1 protein-coding gene is annotated in these 20,278 nt (G+C 71.8%); it reads right to left on the bottom strand.

Annotated elements, in window-relative coordinates; all coding sequences use genetic code 11:
• Positions 1 to 45: 45 nt before the first annotated feature.
• A complete protein-coding gene (locus ACFVXC_RS31595; protein WP_389912155.1) occupies positions 46 to 20,172 on the bottom strand; it encodes a type I polyketide synthase in 20,127 nt (6,708 codons plus the stop codon).
• Positions 20,173 to 20,278: the final 106 nt, after the last annotated feature.

Raw genomic sequence — 20,278 nt, 5'->3', positions numbered from 1 at the left:
CAGGGAGTGTTCGTGCAAGTGCGGTGGCCGGGGCGAGCGGGCGGGTCAGGAGATGCCGAACTCCTTGCCGAGCAGGTCGAACACCTCGTCGTCCGTCGCGGCTTCCAGGTCGTCGGACTCCTGCGCGGCGGCGTCGGCACGGCTGTCGCGCCACACGGCGAGCAGCGCCGACAGACGGGCGCCGACCCGGTCGTCCTCGTCGTCGCCGGGCTTGATCGAGGCGAGGCCCGCCTCGATGCGGCTCAGCTCCGCGAGCAGCGGTGCCACCCCGTCGGGCTCTTCGACGACGAGCCCCTCCGCGATATGGCCGACCAGGTCGAGCGCGGTCGGGTAGTCGAAGATCGCGGTGGCGGGCAGGCGCAGGCCGGTGGCGGCGCCGAGGCGGTTGCGCAGTTCGACCGCGGTCAGCGAGTCGAAGCCCAGTTCGGTGAACGCGCGCCGCTCGTCGACCGCTCCGGCGCCGGGGAGCGCCAGTACGGCCGCGACGTGCGTGCACACCACGTCCACCAGGGCGGACGTCCGCTCGGACGGCGGCAGCGCCGCGAGCCGGTCCCGCAGTACTGCCGCGGGGTCGACCCCGCTCTCCGCCGCCCTGCGAGCCGTCGTACGGACCAGACCGCTGAACACCGGCGGTATCACCGGGAGTTCCCGTACGGCCCGCAGGTCGAGCCGCATCGGTACGACGACGGGGTCATCGCCCAGTGCCGCCGCGTCGAACAGCTCCATGCCCTCATCGGCGGACAGGCCCGCGGCGCCGCTCTCGGCCATCCGGGCGCCCATGCCGTCCTCTCCGGCCCACAGGCCCCAGGCGAGGGATGTCGCGGGCAGGCCCTGTGCTCGCCGGTGCTGGGCGAGCGCGTCCAGGAACGCGTTGGCGGCGGAGTAGTTGGCCTGGCCGGGGTTGCCCAGCGTGCCCGCCGCGGACGAGAACAGCACGAACGCGGCGAGGTCCAGGTGCCGGGTGTGCTCGTGCAGGTTCAACGCCGCGTCGACCTTGGGCCGGAACACCGTGTCGATCCGCTCCGGGGTCTGTGACCCGATCACACCGTCGTCCAGGACGCCCGCCGCGTGCACGACGGCCGTCACGGGGTGCTCGGCGAGCAGCGCCGCCACCGCGTCCCGGTCCGCCACATCACAGGCCACGGCGGCGACTTCGGCACCCAGCGCTTCCAATTCTCCGCGCAGAGTGCCCACTTGGCCGCGCCTGCTGGCGAGCACCAGCTGCCGCACTCCGTGCCGTACGACCAAGTGCCGCGCCACGAGGCCGCCGAGCATCCCGCTCGCACCGGTCACAAGGACCGGCCCCGAGCCGAAGCCCGCCCCCTCCTCCACCGCGGGACGGGCCCGCACGAGCCTCGGCAGGAATGTCTCACCGGCGCGTACGGCCAGCTCGGGTTCCGCGCCCACGACGGCCGGCTTCCAGCTGTCTTCGTCGTCGACGTCCACGAGGACGAAGCGGTCCGGGTTCTCCGCCTGCGCCGTCCGCAGCAGCCCCCACACCGCGGCCGATGCCAGGTCCGCCACGTCGTCCTCGGCGCCCACCGCCACAGCGCCGCTCGTCACCAGCACAAGACGCGACGCCTCGCAGCGGTCGTCGGCCAGCCAGCCCTGTACCAGTTCGAGCGCGGTGTGCACCTGCCGACGTATCACGCCCGCGTCCACATCACCGGACCGCGCGCACCGGACCACGACGTTCTCCGGCAGCGACTCGCCCGCGTCGAGCGCCGATCGCACGGCGCCCCAGTCCGCGAACTCCGCCACGGAACCGGCATTTCCGGCCGCCGCCGCAGCGGCTACCCAGTCGAGCCGGAACAGCGACTCGTGCCCGCGTGCCGTCTCCAGCGAACCCGGCGACACCGCGCGGAGCACCAGCGAGTCCACGGTCGCGACCGGGGCGCCGGAGCCGTCGGCGACGGCCAGGGCCACCGCGTCAGGTCCGACCGCGGTCACCCGCACCCGCAGCGTCGTGGCGCCCTCGGCGTGCAGGCGGACCCCCGTCCACGCGAACGGGAGCCGTCCGTGCTCGACCGGGGGCAGCACGCCGAACGCCACTGTGTGCAGCACCGCGTCGAGGAGTGCCGGGTGCACGCCGAACCCGGCGACGGCCGTGTCCTGGGGCAGTGCGACCTCGGCGAACACCTCGTCGCCCTTGCGCCACACCGAGCGCAGGCCCTGGAACACCGGACCGTAGGCGAAGCCGCCGTCGGCCATTCCGTCGTAGAAACCGTCAAGGTCCACGGTCTGCGCGCCCGTCGGCGGCCACTCACCGAGGTCGGCGGGAGCACCGCCGTCACCGGCGAGGAAACCGCTCGCGTGCCGGGCCCACGGCAGGTCGCCGCTCTCGTCCCTGGCGTGGACCGCGACCGGGCGCCGTCCTGACTCGTCCGGCGCGCCGACCCGTACCTGGACCTGCACACCGCCGTGCTCGGCAAGCACCAGCGGCGTCTCCAGGGTCAGCTCCTCCACCGAGGTGCAACCGACCTGGTCACCGGCGCGTACCGCAAGCTCGACGAACGCCGTGCCGGGCAGCAGGACCGACCCCATGATCTCGTGCTCGGCGAGCCACGGATGCGTCCGCAGCGACAGCCTGCCCGTGAACAGGACGGTGTCCTCGTCCGCGAGCGCGACCGCGGTGCCGAGCAGCGGGTGGTCGGCGGATCCGAGCCCGAGCCCGCTCGCGTCGGTGGCGGGCCGCATGCTCGTGTCGGGCCAGAACCGCTGGTACTGGAAGGCGTACGTCGGCAGTTCCACTCCGTAGCCACTGCCCGAGAAGTAGCCGGTCCAGTCGATGTGCACTCCTCGCACGTGCAGTTCGGCGAGCGCCGTCATGAGGGCGCCCTCCTCCGCCCGGTCGCCGCGCAGCACCGGCACGAAGGCCGCGTCCGGCAGGGACTCCTGCCCGAGCGCCGACAGCACGCCACCGGGGCCGATCTCGACGAGGACGTCCGCGCCCATGTCGGCCACGGCGTCGGCGAACCGCACGGACTCGCGCACGTGCCGCACCCAGTACTCGGGCGAACCCAACTCCTGTGCGGAGGCCGGCCTGCCCGTCAGTGTGGACACGATCGGGATGGTGGGTGCCTCGTAGGACACCTCGTCCAGGACCCGGCGGAAGTCGTCGAGCATCGGCTCCATCAGCGGGGAGTGGAACGCGTGACTGACCTTCAGGCGAGACACCTTCCGGCCCGCCTCGCGCCAGCGCTCCGCGACCGTCTCCACGTCAGCGGTGATCCCTGAGACGACCACCGAGGTGGGGCCGTTGACCGCTGCGACGCCCACGGTCTCCGGCAGGTCCGCCGCGACCTCGTCCTCGGTCGCCTGGATCGCGACCATCGCGCCACCGGACGGCAGCGCCTGCATCAGCGCACCGCGCGCCGACACCACCTTCACGGCATCTGCCAGGGACCACACACCCGCCACGTGCGCGGCGGCCAACTCCCCGATCGAGTGCCCGGCCAGCACGTCCGGCCGGATGTTCCACGACTCGAGGAGCCGGAACAGCGCGACCTCGACCGCGAACAACGCGGGCTGCGTCACCCCCGTCTCGTTCAGCGCGTCGGCGTCCTCACCGAACAGCACCTCACGCACCCGCGGATCGAACGCGCCAAGGACCTCGTCCAATGTCTCGGCGAACACCGGGAAGCGGGCGGCCAGTTCACGGCCCATCCCCAGCCGCTGCGAACCCTGACCCGAGAACAGGAAGCCGATCCTGTGCTCATCGGTGACGCCCAGCACGACTCCGCTGCCCGGCCGTCCCTCGACGGCGTCGGTGAGTCCGGCCGTCAGGTCGGCCAAGTCATGGCCGACGACGGCGATTCGGTGCTCGAATCCGGACCGCGAGGTCGCGAGCGCGCGGGCGACCTCCGCCGGGTCGACGTCGGGACGCGCGGTCAAATGGTCGCGCAGTCGCACCGCTTGGTCGCGCAGTGCGCTCTCGGTACGGCCGGAGAGGAGCCACGGACCGGCCGGCGCCTCGGGGGTCTGGGAGGTCTGCGGCGTGTCGACGTCCGACGGGGACTCGATGATGACGTGCGCGTTGGTGCCGCTGAAGCCGAAGGAGGAAACTCCCGCCCGTCGGGGCCGGTCCGCCTGGGGCCACGCCTTGGCCTCGGTCAGCAGCTCCACGGCTCCCGCCGACCAGTCGATGTGCGGCGAGGGCTCTCCGACGTGCAGCGTCTTCGGCAGTACGCCGTGCCGCAGTGACATCACCGTCTTGATGACGCCGCCCACGCCCGCGGCTGCCTGGGTGTGACCGATGTTGGACTTCAGCGAGCCCAGCCACAGCGGCTCACCGGCACGGTCCCGCCCGTAGGTCGCGAGCAGCGCCTGCGCCTCGATCGGGTCGCCCAGCGTGGTGCCGGTGCCGTGTGCCTCGACCGCGTCCACATCGGACGGCGTCAGGCCCGCGCTGGCGAGGGCCTGACGGATGACCCGCTGCTGCGAGGGACCGTTCGGAGCGGTGAGACCGTTGGACGCGCCGTCCTGGTTGATCGCCGAGCCGCGGACCACCGCGAGCACCGGGTGTCCGTTGCTCCGGGCGTCCGAGAGACGTTCCAGTACGAGCATGCCGACGCCCTCGCCCCAGCCGGTGCCGTCGGCATCGGCGGAGAACGACTTGCACCGGCCGTCGGCGGACAGACCCTGCTGGCGGCTGAAGTCGACGAACGCGCCGGGCGTCGCCATGACGGTGGCACCACCCGCGAGCGCGAGCGAGCACTCTCCGGACCGCAGTGCCTGCGCCGCCAGGTGCAGCGCGACGAGCGACGACGAGCACGCCGTGTCCACGGTCATCGCGGGGCCTTCGAGGCCGAACGTGTAGGACACGCGGCCGGAGGCCACGCTGCCCGCGTTGCCCGTACCGAGGAAGCCCTCACTGCTCTTCGACACGCCGTGCAGCTGGGAGGCGTAGTCGTGGTACATGATGCCCGCGAACACGCCGGTCGCGCTGCCCCGCAGCGACCTGGGGTCGATACCGGCCCGCTCGAAGGCCTCCCAGGATGTTTCGAGGAGCAGCCGCTGCTGCGGGTCCATGGCGAGGGCCTCGCGGGGCGAGATCCCGAAGAACGTCGGGTCGAACAGGTCGGCGTCGTGCAGGAAGCCGCCCTCGCGGGTGTAGGAGCTGCCGTCGCGTTCGCCCGAGGGGTCGTAGAGGGCCTCCATGTCCCAGCCGCGCTCGGTCGGGAACGGGGTGATGCCGTCGGCTCCGTCGAAGACCAGTCGCCACAGGTCCTCCGGCGAGCGGACGCCGCCCGGGTAGCGGCAGCTCATGCCGACGATCGCGATCGGCTCGTCGGTCGCGGCCACGACCATGGTGGTGGGTGCCGCGACGACGGGGGCGCCCGCGAACTCCGTACCGATGAACCCGGCGAGTGCCGCGGGGGTCGGGTAGTCGAAGACCAGCGTGGCGGGCAGGCGCAGGCCCGTGGCCAGGTTGAGCCGGTTGCGCAGGTCCACGGCGGTCAGCGAGTCGAAGCCCAGCTCGGTGAATGCCTGGCCGAGCGAGACCGCCTCGGGACCGGCATGGCCGAGCACCGCTGAGGCCTGGGTGCGGACGAGGTCGAGGAGCACCCGCTCGCGTTCGTCAACGGCCAGCGACGCGAGGCGGTCGCGGAGCGCCGCGGCGGGGTCGCCTCCGCTCTCTGCCGCCCTGCGGGTCGTGGTCCGCACCAGACCGCTGAACACCGGCGGTATCGCCGGGAGTTCCCGTACGGCCCGCAGGTCGAGCCGCATCGGTACGACGACCGGGTCGGTCCCGCGGACGGCGGCGTCGAACAGCGCGACGCCCTCCTCGGCGGACAGGCCGGCCGAGGCGGACTGCGCCACCTTGGCGCCCATGCCGTCGGCCCACAGGCCCCAGGCGAGGGATGTCGCGGGCAGGCCCTGGGCGCGCCTGCGCCGGGCAAGGCCGTCGAGGAACGCGTTGGCCGCCGAGTAGTTGCCCTGACCGGTCGCGCCCAGGGTGCCCGCCACCGAGGAGAACAGCACGAACGCCGTCAGGTCGAGGTTCAGGTCGCGGGTCAGTTCGTGCAGGTGGTTCGCCGCGTCGACCTTGGGCCGGAACACGGTGTCGACCTGGTCCGGGGTCAGCGAGCCGATCGTGGCGTCGTCGAGCACACCGGCGGTGTGCACGACAGCCGTCACGGGGTATTCGGCGAGGAGCGCGGCCAGCGCGTCCCGGTCCGCGACGTCGCACGACGCGAAGGTCACGTCGGCGCCCTGCGCGAGCAGTTCCGCACGCAGTTCCTCGGCGCCTTCCGCCGTCGCCCCGCGCCTGCTTGCAAGGACCAGTCGTCCGACGCCGTGGCTGCCGACGAGGTGCCGGGCGACGAGACCGCCAAGGGCGCCCGACGCGCCGGTCACAAGGACCGAACTGTCCGGGCCGAACGCCGGTTCGGTGCCGGCCGCTTCCGGTCGCACCCGCGCCAGACGGGCCACGTACACCCGGCCGTCCCGCACGACGGCCTGGGGTTCGCCGGTCGCGAGCGCCGGCCGCCAGCCGTCCCCGTCCCCGCCGTCGTCGACATCCACAAGGACGAGGCGATCCGGGTCCTCCAACTGGGCGGACCGCACCAGCCCCCACACCGCGGCCGATGCCAGGTCCGCCACGTCGTCCTCGGCGCCCACGGCGACAGCGCCACGCGTCACAAGGACCAGCCGCGACGCCACGCACCGGTCATCGGCCAGCCAGCCCCGCACCAGCTCCAGGGCACTCAGCGTCCGAGAGCGCACGCCGTCCACGTCGCCGGACCCGCACCGCACCACGACGTCGTCCGGCAGCGACTCGCCCGCGTCGAGCGCCGATCGCACGGCGTCCCAGTCCGCGAACTCCGCCACCGGACCGGCGCTCCCGGCCGACACGGCGGCAGGCACCCAGTCCAGGCGGAACAGTGAATCCAGGCCCTGCCGCGACAGCGTCGCCGCCGTCACCGGCCGCAGCACCAGCGAGTCGATCGTGGCCACCGGGGCGCCGGAGCCGTCCGCGACCGCCAAGGACACCCCGTCCGGCCCTGCGGGCGTCAACCGCACCCGCAGCACCGTCGCGCCCGAGGCGTGCAGTCGTACACCCGACCACGAGAACGGCAGCTTGCCGGGACCGTCCGTCTCGCCCATCAGTCCGATGGCGTGCAGCGAGGCGTCGAGGAGCGCCGGATGCAGACCGAAGCCGTCCACTCCCGCACCGTCCGGCAGCGCCACCTCGGCGAACACCTCGTCGCCCTTGTGCCACGCGGCCCGCAGTCCCTGGAACACCGGCCCGTAGCCGAAACCGCCGTCGGCCATGCGGTCGTAGAGACCGTCCAGGTCCACGGCCTTGGCCCCGGCCGGCGGCCAGGCGCCCACGTCGGCCGACGGCGTCTCGGTGCTGCTCACGAGCGCACCGCTCGCATGCCGCACCCACAGGTCACCGCCGTCCTCCCGCGCGTGCACCGTCACCGAACGCCGACCGGCCTCGTCCACCACGCCGACCTGCACCTGCACCCGTACGCCACCGCGCTCGGGCACCACCAACGGCGCCTCCAGCGTCAACTCCTCCACCAGGTCGCACCCGACCTGGTCACCTGCGCGCACCGCCAGCTCGAGGAACGCCGTGCCGGGCAGCAGGATCGAGCCCTGGATCACGTGATCGGCCAGCCATGGGTGGGTCGCCACCGACAACCGTCCGGTGAAGATCTGCCCGTCCGAGTCGGCCGTGTCGACGAACGCGCCGAGCAGCGGGTGACCGGCCGAGCCGAGCCCCGCGGCCTCCAGGTCGCCTGCCGACACCCCGGCGTCCAGCCAGTAGCTCTGGTGCTGGAACGCGTACGTGGGCAGGTCGACTCGGTGCGCGCCACGACCGGCGAAGAAGGCTTCCCAGTCCACCCGTGCGCCCCATGTGCCCAGTTGGGCCACGGCGGAGACCAGCGCGGGCTCCTCGGGGCGGTCGTTCCGCAGCACCGGGACGAACCCGGCCTCCGGGGCCGACTCCTGGCCAAGGGCGGCGAGCGTCCCGCCCGGGCCGATCTCTACGAAGGTCGCCATGCCCTCGTCCACGAGCGTGCCGACGGCGTCGGCGAACCGCACCGACTCGCGCACGTGCCGCACCCAGTACTCAGCCGACGTCAGCTCCTCGGCGGACGCGCGGACGCCGGTCAGCGTCGACACGATCGGGAGCGCGGGCACCTCGTACGACACGCCCTTGAGCACCTCACGGAACTCGTCGAGCATCGGCTCCATGAGCGGGGAGTGGAAGGCATGGCTCACGCGGAGGCGGGTGACCTTGCGGCCCGCCTCGCGCCAGCGCTCCGCGACCGTCTCCACGTCAGCGGTGATCCCTGAGACGACCACCGAGGTGGGGCCGTTGACCGCTGCGATACCGACGGTCTCCGGCAGATCCGCGGCGACCTCGTCCTCGGACCCCTGGATCGCCACCATGGCGCCGCCCTCGGGCAGTGCCTGCATCAACGCACCACGCGCCGACACCACCTTCACAGCGTCGGCAAGCGACCACACACCGGCCACATGCGCGGCAGCCAGCTCACCGATCGAGTGACCGGCCAGCATGTCAGGGCGCACACCCCACGACTCAAGAAGCCGGAACAACGCCACCTCGACCGCGAACAACGCAGGCTGCGTCACCCCCGTCTCATTCAGCGCCTCAGCATCCTCACCGAACAACACCTCACGCACCGCCGGGTCGAACTCACCCAGCACGGCGTCGAGCGCCTCGGCGAACACCGGGAAACGAGCCGCAAGCTCACGGCCCATCCCCAACCGCTGCGAACCCTGACCCGAGAACAAGAAGCCCACACCACCCACGGCGACGGACCCGGCGACCAGTCCGGGGAACGGCCGTCCCTCGGCCAGGGCGGTGAGCCCGTCAAGGAGCGTCGTACGGTCATCGCCCACGACGACAGCCCTGTGGTCGAAGGCCGACCGCGTCGTCGCCAATGAGTAGCCGACGTCCAGCGCACCGGCTCCCGGCCGGCCCGCGCTCTCGCCCGTGACGTGCTCGCGCAGCCGGATCGCCTGCTCGCGCAGCGCCTCCGGGCTCCGTGCGGACAGTACCCACGGCAGGGCGCGGTCGGCCGGAGCACCGCCGACCGGGGCGGCGCCGCCGACCGGGGCCGGACGGCGGTCCTCGCTCGGTACGTGCTCGATGATGGTGTGCGCGTTCGTCCCGCTCACGCCGAACGACGACACGCCCGCCCTGCGCGGTCGGCCGAGAGCCGGCCACACCTTGGCCTCGGTCAGGAGCTCGACGTCGCCCGCGGACCAGTCCACGTTCGTTGAGGGCTCGCCGACGTGCAGGGACTGCGGCAGTACACCTTCCCGCATCGCCATGACCATCTTGATCACACCGGCTACACCGGCGGCGGCCTGCGTGTGACCGATGTTCGACTTGATCGAGCCGAGCCACAGCGGCTCACCGGTGCGGTCCTGACCGTAGGTGGCAAGGAGTGCCTGGGCCTCGATGGGGTCGCCGAGCGTGGTGCCGGTGCCGTGCGCCTCGACCGCGTCCACATCGGACGGGGTCAGGCCCGCGCTCGCGAGCGCCTGGCGCATGACACGCTGCTGCGACGGGCCGTTGGGCGCGGTGAGGCCGTTGGACGCGCCGTCCTGGTTCACCGCGGAACCACGGATGACGGCGAGGACGGGGTGTCCGTTGCGGCGGGCGTCCGAGAGCCGCTCCACGAGGAGCATGCCGACGCCCTCGCCCCAGCCGGTCCCGTCGGCGTCGTCGGAGAACGACTTGCAGCGGCCGTCGGCGGACAGGCCGCGCTGGCGACTGAAGTCGACGAAGGTCGCCGGGCTCGCCATCACGGCGACGCCACCGGCGAGCGCCATCGAGCACTCCCCCTGGCGCAGTGCCTGGATCGCCCAGTGCAGGGCCACGAGGGACGAGGAGCACGCGGTGTCGACGGTGACGGCGGGCCCCTCAAGACCCAGTGCGTAGGCGACGCGCCCGGAGGCGACGCTGCCCGCCCCGCCGGTGCCGAGGTAGCCCTCGACGTCCGGCGCGACGGAACGCAATCGGGCCACGTAGTCGTGGTACATCACGCCCGCGAACACGCCGGTCGCGCTGCCTCGCGCCGTCTCCGGGGCGATACCGGCCCGCTCGAAGGCCTCCCAGGAGGTCTCAAGGAGCAGCCGCTGCTGCGGGTCCATGGCGAGGGCCTCGCGGGGCGAGATCCCGAAGAACGTCGGGTCGAACAGGTCGGCGTCGTGCAGGAAGCCGCCCTCGCGGGTGTACGAGGTCCCGATGTGCTCGGGGTCCGGGTTGTACAGGGCGTCCAGGTCCCAGCCACGGTTGACGGGGAACTCGCTGATGGCGTCGGCGCCGTTCAGGACGAGTCGCCACAGGTCCTCGGGCGAGTTCACGCCGCCGGGGTAGCGGCAGCTCATGCCGACGATCGCGATCGGCTCGTCGGTCACGGCGCCGGACTTGCGGGTGGGCGCCACGACGACGGGCGCGCCCGCGAGTTCGGTGCCGATGAACGCGGCGAGAGCGGCCGGGTTCGGGTGGTCGAAGACCAGCGTGGCGGGCAGGCGCAGTTCGGTGGCGGCGTTGAGGTGGTTGCGCAGTTCGACGGAGCTGAGCGAGTCGAAGCCCAGTTCCTGGAACGCGCGGCCGGGTGCGACGGCGTGCGCCGAGCTGTGGCCGAGCACAGCGGCGGCGGTGGTACGGACGAGGTCGAGCAGCGCCTTCTCGCGCTCGGCCTCGGTCATGCCGGCAAGGGACTGCGCAAGGGCGGTCCGGGCTGCGGCGGGGTCGACCGTCCTGCGCGCGCCACGCACCAGGCCGCGCAAGAGGTGCGGTACGGGGTGGGAGCGGGCCTGCTTCTGCAGAACCGACAGGTCCAGGGGAACCGGCGCGAGGAGCGCACGCCCTGTGGAGGTCGCCGCGTCGAACAGCGCCAGGCCCTCGGCCGCGCCGATCGGGATCGCGCCGCCGCTGGTGATCCGCCGTACGTCGGCCTCGTCGAGGCTGCCCGCCATGCCGCCGCCCGAGGCCCACAGGCCCCAAGCCAGCGAGGTCGCGGCGAGACCGATCGCGCGGCGGTGCTGGGCGAGCGCGTCCAGGAACGCGTTGGCCGCCGCGTAGTTGCCCTGACCCGCGCCACCGAACACACCGGCGGCGGACGAGAAGAGCACGAACGCGGACAGGTCCAGGTCGCGGGTCAGGTCGTGCAGATGCCAGGCCGCGTCGACCTTCGGCCGGAACACACCGTCGATCCGCTCAGGCGTCAGTGAGCCGATCGTGCCGTCGTCCAGCACACCTGCGGTGTGGACGACCGCGGAGATCTCGTGCTCGGCAAGCAGAGCCTTGAGGGCCTCGCGGTCGGCCACGTCACATGCCGCGTACGTCACTTCAGCGCCCTGCGCGACCAGTTCGGCACGCAGCTCCTCCGCGCCCGCGGCGGTGGCGCCGCGCCTGCTCACCAGGAGCAGGCTCCGTACACCTCGCTCCGCGACCAAGTGCCGGGCGACAAGACCGCCGAGCGTGCCCGTCGCACCGGTGAGCAGCACCGCACCCGAACCGAAGCCCGGGTCGTCCACCACGGACCGGCGGGCCCTGGCCAGGCGCGGCGCACTGGCAGCGCCCGCTCGGACCGCCAACTGGGGCTCACCGGTGGCCAGCGCGGACGGCAGTACGTCCAGCGAGACTGTCTCTTCATCGAGGTCGACCAGCACGATCCGGTCCGGGTTCTCCGACTGAGCAGAGCGCACCAGGCCCCACACCGCCGCCTGAGCGACGTCACGTACTTCTTCATCAGCTGTGGCACCGATCGCGCCATTGGTCGCGATGACCAGGCGCGACGCGTCGAACCGCTCGTCATTGAGCCAGGACTGGACCGTGTTCAATGCCCAGTGCGCCGCTTCGTGAGCACCGGCGACCGGGTCGGACCCGGAAGCAACGGGGCAGGGCAGAACCACGAAGTCAGGCAGTTCCGCCGACCCCGCAAGCGCCTCCAGGTCGGTCCACTCGACCGTCGGTACGTCTACCGGTACGTCGCTGTCGGACAGGGGCACCGACACCCAGTCGACGCCGAACAGCGCGTCATCGCGGTCGTCACCGGCGCCCTGCACCGGTGCGGCGGGGCGCAGTACCAGCGAGTCGACCGTGGCCACCGGAGCACCGGAGCCGTCCGCGACCGTCAGCGCCACTCCGTCAGCACCTGTGGGCACCAATCGCACCCGCAACGCCGTCGCACCCGAGGCATGCAGCCGCACGCCCGACCATGCGAACGGCAGCTTGCCGGGAGCGTCGGCCTCGCCCATCAGCCCGATGGCTTGCAGCGTCGCGTCCAACAGCGCCGGGTGCAGGCCGAAGCCCTCAGCCTTCACACCGTCGGGCAGCGCGACCTCGGCGAACATCTCGTCTCCGCTGCGCCAGGCCGACCGCAGTCCCTGGAACACCGGGCCGTAGCCGAAGCCGCCCTCGACCATGCGGTCGTAGTAGCCGTCCAGGTCGACGACCTCCGCGCCCGTCGGCGGCCACTCGACCAGCGAGGCCCCGACGGAGTGACCTGCCGCCCCCAGCACGCCGGTGGCGTGGCGGGTCCACGAACGGCCGTCGTCGGTGTCACCGGGGCTGGAGTGGAAGCTCAGCTCACGCCTGCCGGACGAGTCCTCGGCGCCGACCCACACCTGCACGCGCACCGAACCACTCTCCGGCAGGACGAGCGGCGCCTCCAGCGTCAACTCCTCGACCAGATCGCACCCGACCTGGTCGCCCGCCCGTACAGCCAGTTCAAGGAACGCCGTGCCGGGCAGCAGCACCGAGCCCAAGATCTCGTGATCAGCCAGCCACGGGTGGGTCTGGACCGACAGCCGGCCGGTCAGCAGCACCCCGTCCGTGCCGCCGAGTGTGACGGTCGCGCCAAGGAGCGGGTGCTCGGCGGCACCGAGCCCGGCCGCCGCGACGTTTCCGATGATCGGCTGCACGTCGGGCCAGTAGCGCTCGCGCTGGAAGGCGTACGTCGGCAGGTCCGCCCACCGTGCACTGTGACCGGAGAAGAACACCTCCCAGTCCACCCGGACGCCGCGCACGTGGAGCTGACCGGCGGCCGTCGTGGCGGCCACCGCCTCCGGGCGGTCGCCACGCAGCGTGGGTACGAAGGTTGCCTCCGGCGCGGACTCCTGGCCCAGTGCCGACAGCGTCCCACCCGGGCCGACCTCGACGAACGTACCCACACCCTCAGCGACGAGGGTGCCGACGGCGTCGGCGAACCGCACGGCCTCGCGCACGTGCCGCACCCAGTACTCCGGCGACGCCAACTCCTCGGCGGACGCGCGGACACCGGTCAGCGTCGACACGATCGGGAGCGCCGGAGCCTCGTACGAAATGCTTTCAAGGACCCGGCTGAAGTCGTCGAGCATCGGCTCCATCAACGGTGAGTGGAACGCGTGACTGACCTTCAGGCGAGACACCTTCCGGCCCGACTCACGCCACCGCTCAGCCACCGCATCCACATCAGCGGCGACACCGGAAACGACCACCGACGTCGGGCCGTTGACCGCAGCGATGCCCACCGTCTCCGGCAGATCCGCCGCGACCTCGTCCTCGGACGCCTGGATCGCGACCATGGCGCCACCCTCGGGCAGTGCCTGCATCAACGCACCACGCGCCGACACCACCTTCACAGCGTCAGCCAGCGACCACACACCGGCCACATGCGCGGCAGCCAGCTCACCGATCGAGTGACCGGCCAGCATGTCAGGGCGCACACCCCACGACTCAAGAAGCCGGAACAACGCCACCTCGACAGCGAACAACGCGGGCTGCGTCACCTCCGTCTCATTCAGAACGTCGGCATCCTCACCGAACAACACCTCACGCACCCGCGGATCGAACGCGCCAAGAACCTCATCCAGAGCCGCAGCGAACACCGGGAAACGAGCCGCAAGTTCACGACCCATCCCCAACCGCTGCGAACCCTGACCCGAGAACAGGAATCCCAACCGGCCAGGCTCATCAGCGACCCCTGCGACCGCCGCGCCGGTCGCCTGGCCCTCGGCCACGGCCGCCAGAGCGCTCAGCAGCTCCGACCGGTCCGCACCGACCACCACGGCGCGGTGCTCAAGCACCGCCCGCGAGGACACCAGCGCACGGCCCACGTCCGTCACGGTCAGCTCGGGAGCCGTGTCCGCGAAGGACTTGAGCCGCGCCGCCTGCTCCCGCAGCGCCTCGGCACTCCGCGCCGAAAGCACCCACGGCACAAGGCCGGAGTCGCGCACCGGCTCCGGAGCTTCGTCCTGCTCCACCACGGGAGCCTGCTCGATGATGGTGTGCGCGTTGGTGCCGCTGAATCCGAACGACGACACACCTGCCCGCCACGGCCGGTCCGCGGCGGGCCACTCGCGCTCGTCGGTGAGCAGTTCCACCGCGCCGGCGGACCAGTCGACGTGGGGCGACGGCTCGTCCACATGCAGGGTCTTGGGCAGCACGCCGTGTCGCATGGCCATGACCATCTTGATCACGCCCGCCACGCCCGCGGCAGCCTGCGTGTGGCCAAGGTTCGACTTGATCGAGCCGAGCCACAGCGGCCGGTCGGCGGGCCGGTCCTGGCCGTAGGTGGCGAGGAGCGCCTGCGCCTCGATCGGGTCGCCCAGCTTGGTGCCCGTGCCGTGCGCCTCGACCACATCGACGTCGGCCGGAGCCAGGCCCGCACTCGCAAGGGCCTGGCGGATGACGCGCTGCTGCGAGGGACCGTTCGGCGCGGTCAGACCGTTCGACGCGCCATCCTGGTTCACCGCCGAACCACGTACCACCGCAAGCACCTGGTGACCGTTGCGCTGAGCGTCCGAAAGGCGCTCGACGAACAGCATGCCGACGCCCTCGCCCCAGCCGGTGCCGTCAGCGCCGGCGGCGAACGCCTTGCAGCGACCGTCCACAGCGAGACCGCGCTGGCGGCTGAACTCGACGAACGAGGTCGGTGTGGACATCACCGTCACGCCACCCGCGAGGGCCAGTTCGCACTCGCCCCTCTGCAGCGCCTGCACCGCCAGATGCAGAGCGACCAGGGACGACGAGCAAGCCGTGTCCACCGTCACCGCGGGTCCCTCAAGACCGAACGTGTAGGACAGACGGCCGGAGGCCACGCTTGCGGCGTTGCCGGTCGCCACGTAGCCGCCCATGTCGTCGGCAGCCGCGCCGAGCACCCAGCCGTAGTCCTGCATGTTCGATCCCACGAACACGCCGACGCGCTCACCGCGCAGCGAGTTCGGGTCGACCCCTGCCCGCTCGAACGCCTCCCAGGAGGTTTCGAGCAGCAGTCGCTGCTGGGGGTCCATCGCAAGGGCCTCGCGCGGCGAGATCCCGAAGAACGCCGGGTCGAACGCGCCCACGTCCTCCAGGAACGCGCCCGAACGTGAATACGAGGTCCCCACCCCGTCGGGGTCGGGGTCGTACAGCGCCTCCAGATCCCAACCGCGGTCGGTCGGGAACTCCGACACCGCGTCCCCACCCGACAGGACGATGTCCCACAGCTCCTCCGGGCTCGACACACCGCCGGGGTACCGGCAGGCCATCGCCACGATCGCGATCGGCTCATCGGTCGCGCCGGAGACCGCGGTGGGAGTGGAGGCGGCGGGGACGATGCCGGACAGTTCGGTGCGCAGGTAGGCGGCCAGTACCGCGGCGTTGGGGTAGTCGTAGACCAGCGTGGCGGGCAGGGCGACGCCGGTGGCCTCGCTGAGCCGGGCACGCAGTTCGACGGCCGTCAGCGAGTCGAAGCCCAGCTCCCTGAACGCACGCGATGCCGAGAACGCGTCACCGGACGCATGACCGAGCACTGCGGCCGCCTCATAGCGGACCAGCTCCGTGAGCTGCCGCTCCTGCTCGGCCTCGTCAAGCCCCGCAAGGCGCTGCGCAAGCTCCGACATCCCAGCATCCGCCGACGTCGCCTCGAACGCGGCCCGCACCTCAGGCAGATCAGCAAGCAGCGCACTCGACCGCTGCGCCATGAACGTACCCGCGAACCGCTCCCAGTCCACATCAGCAACAATCACATTGCCATCACCCCGCTCAAGAGCTGTGGCCAAACCCGCAATCGCCACCTCCGGAGCCATCGTCGGCAGACCCCGACGCCGCAACTGCGCCGCCGCATCCCGACCAGCCCCCGCGACCATGCCACCACCACCCCAAGGGCCCCACGCAACCGCCGTCGCAGACAGCCCCACCGCCCGACGGTGATCAGCCAGAGAATCCAGATAGGCATTAGCAGCCGCATACGCGCCCTGCCCACCACTGCCCCACACACCAGCAATCGACGAGAACAGCACAAACGCATCCAACTGCCGCTCACCCAACAGCTCATGCAGATTGCGCGCACCCTCCACCTTCGCCGACAACACATCCGCGAACCCACCCAGATCAACCGGATCCAGATCGGCAAGAACACCGGAGCGCTCAATACCCGCCGCGTGTACGACCGCGGTGAGCGTCGGGATGCTCTCAAGGAGTCCGGCGACGGACTCCTTGTCCGTCATGTCGCAAGCGGCGAACGTGACACCCGCGCCCAGCTCTACGAGCTCGGCCTCCAACTCCGCGGCACCATCAGCGGCCCGTCCGCGACGGCTCACCAGCACGATGTGCTCGGCCCCGTGTCCCGCCAGCCAGCGCGACACGTGACCACCCAGGGCGCCGAGCCCACCGGTCACCAGTACCGTGCCGCGCGGCGTCCAGCCCGCACCGGAGGTGTCCGCGCTCATCGGCGCGGGCACCAGCCTGCGGCCGAGGATCTCGTTGCCGCGCAAGGCGAGCTGGTCCTCGCCGTTCGGTTCCGCGATGACGGACGCGAGAAGGTCTCCGGTCGTCTCGTCCTGCGCTTCGGGCAGATCGACGAGGCCGCCCCAGCGGGTGGACTGCTCCAGCGCCGCCACCCGGCCAAGACCCCACAGCATCGACTGCTCGAACCCGGCAACCGCATCGTCCGCGCCCGCCGACACCGCACCCGACGTCAGGCACCACAACGGCACCTCCGCCTCACCAAGCGCCCGCAACAGACCAACCGTGGCCGCCACACCCGCGGGCACAGTCGAATCGCCAGCATCGGCGAGTCCCAGCAGCGAGACAACGCCACTCAGAGCCGACAGATCGGCCAGCCGCTCCGCCCAGTCGACCGATGCCGGGTCCACCTGCTCGACCCGCACGTCCGCACCGTTGCGGACCAGGGCCTCACGAACCCACTCGGCACGGTCCTCGCCAACCGGCGCGACAACCAGCCAAGCACCATCAAGACGCCCGGACCCGGCAGCCACAGACCGCCACTCGACCCGATACCGCCACCCATCGACAGTCGAACGACCCTGCTGCTCCCTGCGCCACGCGGACAGGCGAGGCAGCACCGCACTCAGCGGAGCATCCGACGACACATCCAACGTACGGGCGAGGTCGGCGATGTCACCGTCCTCCACGACGCCCCAGAACCGGGCCTCCACCGGCGAAAGACGCTCGACGTCCATGTCGGCGGGGACGGCGTCCAGCCAGTAGCGCTCGCGCTGGAAGGCGTACGTCGGCAGGTCCACGCGGCGCGCGGCGCGACCGGCGAAGAACACCTCCCAGTCCACTCGGACGCCCCGCACGTGCAGCTGTCCGGCGGCGGTCGTGGCGGCCACCGCTTCCGGGCGGTCGTTCCGCAGCACCGGGACGAACCCGGCGTCCGGCGCGGACTCACGCCCCAGCGCGGACAGCGTGCCGCCAGGGCCGACCTCGACGAACGTGGTCACGTCGTCGTCCACGAGCGTGCCGACGGCGTCGGCGAACCGCACGGACTCGCGCACGTGCCGCACCCAGTACTCCGGGGAGGTCAACTCCTCGGCGGACGCCCGTACTCCGGTCAGCGTCGACACGATCGGGATCGTCGGCGCCTCGTAGGACACAGCTTCAAGGACGCGGCGGAACTCGTCCAGCATCGGGTCCATCAGCGGGGAGTGGAACGCGTGACTGACCTTCAGGCGAGACACCTTCCGGCCCGCCTCGCGCCAGCGCTCGGCGACAACCTCGACGTCGTCGGCCACACCCGATATGACCACCGAGTTCGGGCCGTTGACCGCGGCGACACCGACGGTGTCCGGCAGATCCGGGGCGACCTCGGCCTCCGTCGCCTGGATCGCCACCATCGCGCCACCGGACGGCAGGGCTTGCATCAACCGAGCACGCGCCGACACCACCTTGGCCGCGTCAGCCGGCGACCACACACCCGCCACGTGCGCGGCGGCCAGCTCACCGATCGAATGCCCGGCCAGTACATCGGGCCGCACACCCCAGGACTCAAGGAGGCGGAACAGCGCCACCTCGACCGCGAACAGCGCGGGCTGCGTCACCCCCGTCTCATTCAGGGCGTCGGCATCCTCACCGAACAGCACCTCACGCACCGCCGGGTCGAACTCACCCAGCACGGCGTCGAGCGCCTCGGCGAACACCGGGAAACGGGCGGCCAGTTCGCCCCCCATGCCGAGCCGCTGCGAACCCTGACCCGAGAACAAGAAACCCAACCGGCCAGGCTCATCAGCGACCCCTGTGACCACCGCGCCGGTCGACCGGCCCTCGGCCACGGCCGCCAGTGAGGCCAGGAACTCCGACCGCTCACCGGCGACCACTACCGCACGGTGCTCCAGCGCCGCACGCGATGCCACCAGCGCGCGGCCCACGTCCGCCACCGGCAGATCCGACGCCTCGTCCACAAAGGACTTGAGCCGTACGGCCTGCTCCCGCAGCGCCTCGGCACTGCGCGCCGAAAGCACCCACGGCACAAGACCGCCGTCAGGCACCGGCTCCGAGACTTCCTCCTGCCGCTCCACCACAGGAGCCTGCTCGACGATGACATGCGCGTTCGTGCCACTCACGCCGAACGACGACACACCCGCCCGCCACGGCTGGCCGGTCTCCGGCCACGGACGCGACTCGGTCAGCAGTTGCACCGCACCGGCGGACCAGTCCACGTGCGACGACGGCTCATCCACATGCAGCGTCTTCGGCAGCACGCCCTGCCGCATCGCCATGACCATCTTGATCACACCGGCCACACCGGCGGCGGCCTGCGTGTGACCGATGTTCGACTTGATCGAGCCCAGCCACAGCGGCCGGTCGGCGGGCCGGTCCTGACCATAGGCCGTGAGGAGCGCCTGCGCCTCGATCGGGTCACCCAGCTTCGTGCCCGTGCCGTGCGCCTCGACCGCGTCCACCTGCGCCGCGGAGAGCCGTGCGCTCGCAAGGGCCTGGCGGATCACCCGCTGCTGGGAAGGACCGTTCGGCGCGGTCAGGCCGTTCGACGCGCCGTCCTGGTTCACCGCCGAGCCGCGGATCACCGCGAGGACGGGGTGACCGTTGCGCTCCGCGTCCGAGAGGCGTTCGAGCACGAGCAGGCCGACGCCCTCGCCCCAGCCGGTGCCGTCGGCGGCGTCGGCGAACGCCTTGACGCGGCCGTCCGTGGCCAGGCCGCGCTGGCGGCTGAAGTCGATGAACACGCCCGGCGTCGACATCACGGTGACACCGCCCGCGAGAGCGATCGGGCACTCGCCGTGCCGCAGTGCGTGCACCGCGAGGTGCATGGCGACCAGGGACGACGAGCAGGCGGTGTCGATCGTCAGCGCGGGGCCTTCGAAACCGAAGGTGTAGGACAGCCGGCCGGAGATGACGCTCGCCGCGTTTCCGGTGCCGAGGTAGCCCTCGTAGCCGTCCGGTGCGCCGGTCAGCAGGCGTGCCAGGTAGTCCTGGCCGTTGGTGCCGACGAACACGCCCGACCTGCTGCCGCGGAGCGCGTGCGGGTCGATGCCCGCCCGCTCGAAGGCCTCCCAGGAGGTTTCGAGGAGCAGCCGCTGCTGCGGGTCCATCGCTGCGGCCTCGCGTGGCGATATACCGAAGAACGCCGGGTCGAAGTCCGGCGCGTCGTGGATGAAGGCGCCCTCACGGGTGTAGCAGGTCCCCTGCCGGTCGGGGTCGTCGTCGAAGAGTGCTTCCAGGTCCCAGCCACGGTTGGTGGGGAACTCGGATACGGCGTCCTGGCCGTCCTGCAGGAGACGCCACAGGTCCTCAGGCGACCGAACTCCCCCGGGGAACCGGCAGCCCATGCCGACGATCGCGATCGGCTCGGCCTCGCGGTCCTCGGCCTCGCGCAGCTTGCCGCGCGCCTCCTGGAGGTCCACGGAGGCTCGGCGGAGGTAGTCGAGGTACTTCTCCTCGTTGGACATGTCTTGGGACCCTTCAGGTGAGTTCATCGGCTCAGGACCTACCGAGTGGTTCGTCGAGCAGCGAGAGGAGTGGTGGAAGGAGCAGCGGGAGGAGCAGCGGGAGCGG

Source organism: Streptomyces sp. NPDC058257, from assembly GCF_042881845.1.
GTDB lineage: Bacteria > Actinomycetota > Actinomycetes > Streptomycetales > Streptomycetaceae > Streptomyces.
The sequence above is the reverse complement of the archived record's forward strand: the minus strand, read 5'-3'. Positions and strand labels throughout refer to the sequence as shown.

Excerpts from the sequence above, each read along its gene's own strand:
- ACFVXC_RS31595 (WP_389912155.1), bottom strand. The coding sequence starts at position 20,172 with ATGTCCAACGAGGAGAAGTACCTCGACTACCTCCGCCGAGCCTCCGTG.